The sequence below is a fragment of the Bradyrhizobium sp. CCBAU 11386 genome (assembly GCF_028128955.1).
Classification (GTDB): Bacteria; Pseudomonadota; Alphaproteobacteria; order Rhizobiales; family Xanthobacteraceae; genus Bradyrhizobium.
The window spans coordinates 1-10,587 of the sequence record NZ_LBKA01000147.1; the positions used below are offsets into that span (position 1 = coordinate 1).

The following is a 10,587-nucleotide window of genomic DNA, read 5'->3' on the forward strand; positions in this document are numbered from 1 at the left end:
TTCTATCCGCAAAACTTCCTCGGCTTCGTCCAGCTCGCTTGCCTGCTGATCCTGTTTCGACAATTTTGAGATAGGTTCTAGTTCGAAATGGACGGGCCTCGATGGAGGAGGTTGGCATGTTTCGTGGCTTTCTACAGCTGCTACAACTCGTGCCTTTCTATGCTATCGTGGAGTGTAGGGCAGGCGACGAGGTTGATCCATCGGATGCCGTTTGTGCCGTCGCGATTCGGCGACCCGTGCGTCGCGAAGATGCCGGGGCCGCGCCGGTCTCCTCCGTCAAGCCCGCACGGGCCATACAGCTCCACGCCGAGCCCTGCGTGCTTGTTGCCGATGTCGGTGCACAATGCCTTCGGGATCGGCGTCAATACTGCCGTGCGGACGGGCGAGCATCACGCGAGGGGTAGCGCTGCTTATCTCCGCCAGGCCGAGCTAGGGAAATCATAAGGCAGCAGGTACCGATCATTTTGCAGAATTTCTGCAATCTGCGGGGATTTCTGCTGTCTTTAGGTGTCGATGCGATCTTATGCTTCTGCCGCGCAGATCAGCTAGCGCTGATCACATAACACAATAGATAATCGATCTGATCAATCTGTTGTAACAGGAAATAAATCGAATGATCCCTAAGAAAGTTGAAGGGAACGGCAGCGGCAGCAGGGCGCCCGTCCGTAGTGACTGGGAACGCGCCGAGGCCAAAGCGCTCTATAGTCTGCCATTCGCCGACCTGATGTTTCAGGCACAAAGCGTTCATCGCGCGAACTTCGATCCAAACCACATCGAGACCGCGAGCTTGCTGAGCATTAAGACTGGCGGATGTCCCGAAGACTGCGGTTACTGCTCGCAGAGCGCGCATTACGATACCGGATTGAAAGCCACCCGCCTGATGGATCGCGCCGATGTCATCGCCACTGCGCAATGCGCCAAGGACGCTGGCGCGAGCCGTTTTTGCATGGCCGCGGCCTGGCGCAGTCCAAAGGACCGCGACCTCGATAGGGTCTGCGAAATGGTCAGCGCGGTCAAAGCTCTTGGCATGGAAACCTGTGTCACACTCGGCATGCTATCGCCTAAGCAGGCCACTCAACTAGCCGAGGCCGGGCTCGACTTCTACAATCATAACGTCGACACTTCACCAGAGTTCTACGGGAAGGTCATCAGCACGCGTACTCTTCAGGATCGCATCGACACTCTTGAGCATGTTCGCAAGGCCGGCATCAAGGTCTGCTGCGGCGGCATTCTCGGCATGGGCGAGCATGTGGAGGATCGCCTCGCCATGCTCGTGCTGTTGGCTAATCTCCCCAGCCATCCGGAAAGTGTTCCGATCAATCTATGGAACGAGGTCAAAGGCGTCCCTGTCAATGAGACAGCGGAGCGTCCGGATCCCATTGCACTGGTGCGCCTCGTCGCGACGGCCCGGATTATGATGCCGAAGAGCGTCGTACGGCTTTCCGCCGGACGGCAGTATATGACCGATGAGCTTCAATCGTTGTGCTTTCTGGCCGGCGCGAATTCGCTTTTCATTGGCGACGTGCTATTGACGACCAAAAATCCGCAGCGCGAGCGCGACACGAGTTTGCTCAACCGCCTCGGCATCAGCTCCCGGCTTGCCTGACAAAACACATCAACAAACGCAGTGCCGACAACCGTCACGTAACATGCATGGGGATAAGTCTCGTGCTGGAGTAGGAAGGCGCTCACCTGTTTGGCGGCGGAAGGTAGCGTCTCTCACCTCGGCCGCTCGGCAGCGGACGATCACTCGCACTGCTACTTGGCTTTCATCCGCTCCGTGAAGAGCTTTGTGAGACTTAATCGAATCGCTTGCGATAAAGACATAACCCGCCGGAGCGGCGTCGTAACAGAATTTTACACGATCAAACCGGGCGGCGGTCCGTTCAATGACCCGGCGCATGCTTGTCGGTGACGCGTCGACCTCAACGAATACGCGAAACTTCTCCTCTCAGGCCTTTGTCCACAATCGCGGCGGCGTTTCTCCCTTCGCGACATCAATTCCGCGTCCCATGGCTCGCCCTCCTATGATGAGAATCGGGTCAGACCGCCCCAGCAAAGCTCGGACACGCAGTATATGGCGGCGAGCCACCTAATCGGCAGATGCGGACATACGGTTTCTCTCCAGGCTCAAGCCGCGATCTTTGCCTCGTCAGGTCACACGAGAGCTCCATAGCGATAGTTCATCGGAAAGCCTATTGGCCATTGATACGGGGGCAGGAAAGCGCGCAAGCGGTCGGACGCCGACAACACAAGTCCGCAATGCTAGGTCTTTCGTGAACGGCAACCGTGTCCCGTTCAAACGGTCTCTTAAGCTAATAAGTTGAGACTAACGCTTCGCAGATTGGCCCCTGCGATACGCCGCCGATCAGAATTGCGGCGGTCATCAGCCGTCGCAGGCGGTCGACTTGGAACGGCGCGAGCGCCTTTAGCGATATCTCGCCTTGCTGTCCCGCCTGAAGCGTGACGCCTCCCACCTTTCCCTGCGAAGCCCGACCAAACGCCGGGAGCAAGACGGACGCTGTAGACGGCTGCGCGTTCCAAATTGTTGCGAACCTTCACCTTGAACGAGATTTCATCTGGTCCTCGCGGGGCTTTGAGGCGATTGGAAACTCCTTCGAGAGCGGCATGGCCAGCCGGCGATTGAAGTTCACGACCTTTGCTCGGCATTTAAACTGCGGGGAGTCTTGGTTTCCGCGCAATTTATCTAATTTCACTCGGTTTTTAGCGTTTTTGTACTCGAGCAGCCCTCTACGATTGAAAGACACGAGGGAGGAAAAGCATGATTGTTCTTGCGGCTGCGTTTGGCTAGTCGCACTCAACGCAACGGTCTCGGCCCAAACCAAGGACACGCTTGTTGCAGCGTTCGCCGTCAAGGCAACCCTCATCGGTCAAACAAAGTCCTCGGCTGGTGTCGATGGATACTTCTACAGCCAAACGCTTGAACATCTGGTCCGCTATGGACCCGATCTGAAGCCGGTTAATTGGCTCGCGGAATCTTTAGAGTGTCGAGCGGACGGCAGAGAAGCCGATCATCGATATACATATTCGCAGAGTTAAATCCTGCAGGCCGAAGCTGTCGCTTTGCAGCAATTGAAGCCTTGCGCAATTCGGGGCGGTTCCGGGAGTAACAAATGAAAACAAGCCACGCGGCCCATAACAGCGACTACGTCGCAGCTTTGTATGCCCTGAAAGAAGCTGATCGGCTGCGCAGCCTCAAGCCGCGCGCGGGGATTGATTTTGCATCGAACGATTATCTCGCGCTCGCCACCGCGCCGCGTATAAAGAATGCTATCTCAACCGCGCTAGAGGCAGGCACCCCTATCGGTGCTGGTGGGTCGCGGCTTCTTCGCGGTAATTGCGAGGAGCACGAAGGACTCGAAGCTGAAGCGGCTAAGTTTTTTGGAGCGGAGACCGCCCTCTTCTTTGGCGGCGGTTATGTTGCAAATTTCGCCGTCCTAACAACCTTGCCGCAGCGGGGTGATTTGCTCGTTCTTGACTCCCTTGTGCACGCAAGTATTCATGAAGGTGCGCGAGCCGGTCGAGCCGATTTCCGGATCAACGTGCATAACGATCCAGAGTCCGTCGAAAGCACGATTTCTGAGTGGCGGGCGAAAGGCGGCGTCGGACGCGTCTGGATCGTCGTCGAAAGTCTCTACAGCATGGATGGCGATTTCGCGCCACTGAAGGATCTAGCGGTGATCGCCGAACGGCACGACGCGTTCCTCATTATTGACGAGGCTCATGCCACTGGCGTTTACGGTGAACACGGACGAGGACTCACTGCGCCCTACGAGAGGCGCGAGAATGTTCTAGTTGTTCACACCTGTGGCAAGGCCCTGGGCGCTGCTGGCGCACTTGTTACGACCACACGAGTGCTGCGCGACTTCCTGGTAAATCGCTGCCGCCCATTCATCTTCGCCACTGCGCCTTCACCATTGATGGCCGTCGCCGTGCGGGAGGCACTCTTGATTCTACGGGAGGAACCTGAGCGGCAAACGCGTCTGGCCAACCTGGTCGCCCTTACGCATCAGGAGATCCGCGCACGCGGTCTTCGAAGTCCTTCCGACTCGCAGATTGTACCCTACATCGTGGGGGACAATGCCCGTGCAATGCGGCTGGCCTCTGCATTGCAGGCTCGCGGCTTCGATATCCGCGGAATCCGGCCGCCAACCGTGCCAGAGGGCACCGCACGCCTGCGGATTTCAATCACACTCAATGTCGGGGAGGACAACATCCGATCGATGCTTGATACTCTCAAAGAGGTGACGACGGGTTGGTCTCAGTGAGTCAGCGCATCGTGGCGACGGGTACTAATACCGGAATCGGAGAAACGGCCGTTTCTGCTGGCCTCGCCAATCTCCTCGGCGGGAACTATTGGAGACCGGTTCAGGCTGGCCTCAAAGGAAAGACAGATATTCAACCCGTCGCACGGCTGGGAAGGCTCCCGCCTGATTACATCGCGCCGGAACTCTACCGTCTCAAGCACCTGTCTCGCCAAAATTGTCGCCGTGCTTTGGTTGGCAGGAATGATTTCAAGCCATGACGCCAAAGACGAAGTCGCCGATCTGGCATCCGTTCACGCAACACGCGCTTCAGGACAAGATGACGAAGATTCTGCGTGGCGATGGTGCTTACCTCTACACCGCGGATGGAGTTCGCATCATCGACGCAATCTCATCGTGGTGGGTCGTGACGCATGGTCATTGCCATCCACGAATTGTGAGCGCGATTCAAGATCAGGCAGCCAGGCTCAACCAAATCATCTTTGCCGGCTACACTCATGATCCGGCTGAGGAAGTTGCGACGCAACTCTTGCAACTGACGCCGGCCGGGCTTGATCATGTCTTCTTCTCCGACAGTGGTTCCACGAGTGTGGAAGTAGCCCTCAAAATGGCACTCGGCTATTGGCACAACATCGGCAAGCATCGAACGCGCATTGTCGTAATGCAACACTCCTATCACGGCGACACGATTGGAGCGATGTCGGTCGGTGCCCGCGGCGTATTCAACGCGGCGTACGGGCCCCTATTGTTCAACGTTAGCACAATCCCGTTCCCGGCGACGGGCCATGAGCAGGTGACTCTCGATGCGCTCGAGTCTACTTGCCGAAATGAAAGGCCGGCCGCCTTTATAGTCGAGCCGCTGATATTGGGGGCGGGTGGAATGCTGATGTACCCAGCCTGGGTTCTAAGAGAAATGAAGCGGATTTGCGAAACCTCAGGCGTTCTGTTCATTGCCGACGAGGTCATGACGGGCTGGGGCCGCACCGGAACACTATTCGCTTGTGAGCAGGCCAATGTCACGCCGGATATCGCCTGCTATTCCAAGGGGCTCACCGGTGGGGCGCTTCCGCTCGCTGTGACACTCTGCCGCGCGGACATCTTCGATGCGCATTATTCGAAGGATCGCACGCGTACTTTCTTTCATTCGAGTTCATACACCGCCAACCCAATAGCTTGCGCCGCTGCAAAGGCTAACCTGGATCTCTGGCGGGACCAAAGCACTCTCCGGCGCGTAGGCTTGATCGCTACGCTCCAAGAGCAAGCACTAGAGCCATTCCGTACGGACGCGCGCTTTGCAAACGTTCGTCGGACCGGGACAATCACGGCACTCGATCTGAAGACCACCGATTCGGGCTATCTGGCGAGCATCGGTCCAAAGCTTGGAGCAATCTTCAAGGACCGGAGCCTACTGCTGCGGCCGCTCGGCAATACAATTTACGTGATGCCGCCCTATTGCGTCACGGCGGCGGACTTGGCCGAAATCTACGGCGCCATCAGTGACGCCGCCGATGTTGGGTAGCCGATCTTTTGTCGGCTGATTGTCTGCGACAGCGTCACCTTCGTAATCTGCGCGACGAACTTCTGCGCTAGAATGAGAAATTTGTCTGAAATGTGCGAATCTTAGCAAGAGTGGGCCGATTTTCCTACCGGCGTTCGAGGTAAAGCGTTTGTTGCTAGCGCGTGCCGGTCGAGTTCGACAGGGGGCGAAATGAGCAGACGTGGCAACAAGGTGGCCGGATGACAAAGGCGGCACTCGATCGAGCCTCGGGATGCTCAGCGCGAGCGCGGGCCCATCGAACTGAAATGGCGCAGCTCTGTCCTAACGGCAGCAGGGCGGCCTCATTGGTTGTAGCTTAACGATGCCCTCGCATGCCGGCGTGTCCTGCACGCAAACGACCTCGCTGGCGTTTATGTGGAATGGGAGCAGGCGAGCGAAAAATAAACTGAGGATGCCTCTGTAGCGCCGCGCGCACTCACGATGCAGACATTTGGAGAGTACAGGATGGGATTGTTGGACGGTAAGGTGGCGATCATCACCGGGGCAGGTGGCGGGCTCGGTGAGGCTTATGCAACGCTGTTCGCCAAAGAGGGCGCGGCCGTCGTCGTCAATGACCTCGGCAGCTCGGTCGATGGGTCCGGCGCTAGCGGTGCGGCTGAAAAGGTAGTGGCCAAGATCATAGCAGCCGGTGGACGCGCAGTGGCCAATGGCGATGACGTGTCCACGGTAGCCGGTGGCGAAAATATCCTTAGGACTGCGATCGATGCTTTCGGCAAGGTCGATATCCTGATCTGCAACGCCGGCATCTTGCGCGACCGGACATTTGCCAAGACCTCGGAGGAGGATTGGGATCTCGTCGTCAAGGTTCATCTGAAGGGGACCTACTGTTGCGCGCTACCGGTTTGGAATTGGCTCAAAGATAACCGTCGGCCGGGCGTGATCATTATGACGTCCTCAACATCAGGCCTTTTCGGCAATTTCGGTCAAGCTAACTACGGAGCCGCCAAGGCGGGTATCTATGGCTTGGTACGAGTTCTCTCCATTGAAGGTCGCAAATACGGCATTCGTGTAATGGGCTTGGCACCAAACGCCGTCACTCGTATGTGGGCGGACGTGCCGGGCACCCAGGATGGCGAGTCCTATCCAATTCTGCGTCCCGAGAACGTCGCTCCTGGAGTCCTCTTCATGGCCTCCGAGTTGGCAGCTGACCATTCGGGGAAGGTCCTCGCCGTATCGGGGGAAGAGATCGCAGAAGTTAGGATGCTGATGACTGACGGCTTCCATCCCAAGGGACATTACACGGCGCAGGACGTCGCGGCGCGTGCATCTTCCGTGTTCTTTCCGTCAGACCTGAAGCGGGTCCCCTCTAAGGATTAGCTGTAGCTTAATCGGCGCCGGTTGAGTCGGTACTGACGTCGCTGGCGCCGCATTCGACCATTCGCCTATTGGTGCTGCAGAGCAGAAGTAATACGCGGCCAGTCGTCGCGAAAAGTGCGTTCGTCATCGAAGCCGGCGACCTTTTTCACCATCAAGATCATGGTCCGCGGGTACCGCCCGTCGTTGGCTCTAAACGCGGTTTAGCTGCGGTCGATCACAAGGGGGCGCCGTATGACACGACCGTCGTTTGCCCAGCGATGCCGCCGAAATCGAAAGGCCTGTCAAAACACGCTACGAAATCCTCCGCAGGGCAATTGGTGAGGAGTTTTAATTCGCCAGGATGTCGGGGGCACCTCGTCTTGATCCGACCCGGGCAGATCGCATTCGAGACGAGCCAATAGCGCGCAATCCCACGCAGAGCACCGTGTAGTATCGCGTCGGCTCGCAAACATCTCGCCAATCCCACTCCGCTTTGACCGAATGAAGATCTCACCAGCTATCCGCCGATCTTTCTGAGCTACTAAAAGGCGTGCTGCAATGCCGACGCTAATTTCTTTGCACAGGATTCGCGGGAGTTATTTGCGTTCAATTTCACGAACCGGCAACCTCGCCGAGCCTATCCGCTCGATGTATTTGGCAAAATTTGCAGGCTCTGCATGGTCCGTCCTGCGAAGACATGAGCGGATGCGGCATCTTCCTTAGCAATCGCCTGGGCAGCGCGCGACTTCCCAGTGCCGGACTTGCTGATGAGCAACGCATTCTCGCCGGCGGCAATGACTTAAGCGTATGCAGCTGGAAGCAGGCCCGGCGGATCGTCCAAGTCGTCCTGCAGGATCAGAGAAAGTCCTTCAAGGACAGGTTGATTCGTGCTTCGCGCCTGCAAGCCACGTCTGCAGCGTGTTGCGGTACAGACTAGATGCTACTGTCGCAGGTGGCGCTCGATTTCTGGCACGGTCATCGACATAGGCTGGTCATCTCCGTTGGTTTGAAGGCGCGCCGATCAGAACGTGGGAGCGCTGTGGCGTTCGTATCGCTGGTTTCGGCGCCCCGGTGCGGCGGTCGATGCGGGCTAAGCGCCCAACGATTGGCACGCCGGTCGTCGCGCCGAGCTCTTTGTCACGGTCGGCATTTCCGGCGCGATCCAATCCCGTGGCGTGCATGAAAGACTCGAAGGTGATCGTCGCGATACAAGGACGAGATGCGCCGAGCTCGCGCGGGCGTCGGTGGAGAATCTTGAGCTATTGCCCCGGCGGATTCTCGATGCGTGGCGCTTTCACGACCGCGATATGCCAGTCCTCCTTTCGTGCGGGCGATCGCGGTAGGCCGTATTCACCGGGCGCCCGGTACGGTCATAGGACCTCGTCGCTGAAAACCGAGCAAACCTCACAGTTGAGGTTGCGCGCAGGAAAAGTGCTCGAAGCAAGGATAAACGCAGAACTTCGCGCGATGAGGGCCGAAATTGGCGAAATGCCGCGCGATGCTCGGATAGCGTAAGGCCGCAATAACCAAAAATAAAAAGAGAGGGATGACGCGCGCCAAGGTTCTCCTTGTCGATCCTGGGTTGTCCATTCTCGCCATTTTTCCCGATGCCGGGAGCAGCGAACTCGCTCTGTTCTCGCCCGGGGCTTGGGGCACACAGTTACTGGTTTTCGTAATCGAATCTTGGGGGATATATGAAAGCATCTACTCTGTCTTTGGTAGCGCTGGTTAGCCTCACTGTCTCAACACAGGCGGCTGATCTGAGCGACAATCTTAAAGCCCCGGCGCCGCCGCCGCCGGACACCCTGACCTGGAAGGGTATAACTCTCTTCGGCCAGATCGATATCGGTTACGGCTATAATTCTATCGGCACTCCGCTCGGTGGCTATCCGTTTGGCTTAAACTCCAACGTCCTTGCTTCTCCGGCTGGAACTAGGCCAATTTCATCTCTCAACATCGGCGGCTTGGGTTTCAACTTTATTGGATTGAAGCTCGAAGAGCCGATCTTCGGTGACTGGAAGGTGATCGGCCAGCTTGATACTGGCTTCAATCCTCTGACCGGCAGGCTCTCCGATGCTTGCGCGACGATCATCCAGAACAATGGTAAGCCCGGCTATCAGCAAGGCATATTCGCCAACTCCGCCCGGTGCGGTCAGGCTTTCAATGGACAAGTATTTGCGGGTGTTCGCAACCCGACTTATGGTACGCTTACAATCGGTCGCCAATCTCCGCTCGATCTTACCCTGATGTACGGCTACGACCCGACGGGAACATCCGCTTTCTCGCAAATCGGCTGGTCTAGCGGATGGGGCGGCGCGGCGGGTGTCGCCGACGCCAACAAGTGGAATAACTCGGTGAAATACGCCAATGGATATGGACCCATCCACGGAGCGGTCATGTATGCCCAAGGCGAACAAGACTCAGGCCTTCATGGAAATTCCTATGCAGCCAATATTGGAGCCAATTGGAACGGCTTTTACGTAGACGCAGTTTATACGGCGCTTCGAGATGCGGTGTCGACCTTCGGGTATGGCGTCGGCGGATGCGGCGTAACTGGAACTCCGAGTTGTAATACTCTCGGCGGCACCGCGCAGAACACTGAAGCGTACACGCTCATGGGCAAGTACACTTTCAATCTTGCGGACGCTTTCAAGGGAGCAGGTGCCGACGGCAAGGTGACACTTTACACGGGGTATCAGCATGAGGATTTCTCGAATCCGTCCAATCCGGTTTCAGTTGGTGATACGGTCAACGGCGGCTATGTGATTGGGCTAATCAGCAACACGTCCTATACTTATGGGGGTAAGGTCCGGAATATTGGATGGATCGGGGCGAAATATGAGACTGGCCCTTGGACTATGACGGCGGCTTGGTATTATGGCCAACAAAATTTCTACAAAGGTTCTTCCCCCACCTTAATGCCTTGCTCAGACACTAGCTCCTCGCATTGCTTGGGCCACTGGCAGACGGCGTCCACCACTGTAGACTATGCGTTCAACAAGTACTTCGATGTCTACGCCGGTGTGATGTGGTCAGAGCTTAGAGGCGGTCTCGCCTTCGGCTTTACTACGGCAACAGCTGGTTACCCCACCACCCCGCAGGCCACGTCATTCGTGACAGGAATGCGCTTCACCTTCTAGGTAGGCCAGTTTGCTGGTTGCAAAGCGGCACGTGCAAGAAGGTGTTTCCTCTGCACTCAGCCCTATTCAGGGGAGCGCTCCGGCGCTCCCTGAGTTTTTCAGTCGCGGACAATGGCTGAATGCGAGGTAACCGTACGCATCGTCGCTGACCATGCGCGAGTGCCAGTTTCCTCCGCCATAAGGCCGCTCGGTCGCCATGACGTGGGATCAGACGCTGCAGAGGATCCGGCGAGGCTTAATCCGGTCCAAAAGGGCTTGGCCGTGCTCGACTGTAAGCGTAGCGCCGAGGCCCTTTGGATTGTTTGTG

The 10,587-nt window shown here is 57.2% G+C and carries 6 protein-coding genes; all 6 read left to right on the top strand.

The genetic code is table 11. From position 1 onward, the window contains the following. The first annotated feature begins 613 nt into the window (after positions 1-613). The 6 genes from bioB (at position 614) to XI09_RS09565 (ending at position 10,280) form a co-directional block, all read left to right on the top strand. Positions 614-1,606, top strand: a complete 993-nt coding sequence (gene bioB, locus XI09_RS09540) for a biotin synthase BioB (RefSeq protein WP_271566615.1) — start codon at positions 614-616, stop codon at positions 1,604-1,606. Positions 1,607-3,134: 1,528 nt separating this feature from the next. Next, on the top strand, positions 3,135-4,289 hold the full coding sequence (locus tag XI09_RS09545) for an 8-amino-7-oxononanoate synthase (RefSeq protein ID WP_271566616.1): 1,155 nt from the start codon (positions 3,135-3,137) through the stop codon (positions 4,287-4,289). Positions 4,290-4,300: 11 nt separating this feature from the next. Then, positions 4,301-4,546, top strand: a complete 246-nt coding sequence (locus XI09_RS09550) for an AAA family ATPase (RefSeq protein WP_442869567.1) — start codon at positions 4,301-4,303, stop codon at positions 4,544-4,546. Then, positions 4,543-5,805, top strand: a complete 1,263-nt coding sequence (locus tag XI09_RS09555; RefSeq protein WP_271566617.1) for an adenosylmethionine--8-amino-7-oxononanoate transaminase — start codon at positions 4,543-4,545, stop codon at positions 5,803-5,805. The genes XI09_RS09550 and XI09_RS09555 overlap by 4 nt, the downstream gene beginning before the upstream one ends. Before the next feature lie 483 nt (positions 5,806-6,288). Beyond that, a complete protein-coding gene (locus tag XI09_RS09560) occupies positions 6,289-7,161 on the top strand; it encodes an SDR family NAD(P)-dependent oxidoreductase (RefSeq protein WP_271566618.1) in 873 nt (290 codons plus the stop codon). Positions 7,162-8,834: 1,673 nt separating this feature from the next. Continuing rightward, positions 8,835-10,280 carry a porin gene (locus XI09_RS09565; RefSeq protein ID WP_271566619.1) on the top strand — a complete coding sequence of 482 codons (1,446 nt, stop codon included), beginning with the start codon at positions 8,835-8,837 and terminating at the stop codon, positions 10,278-10,280. Positions 10,281-10,587: the final 307 nt, after the last annotated feature.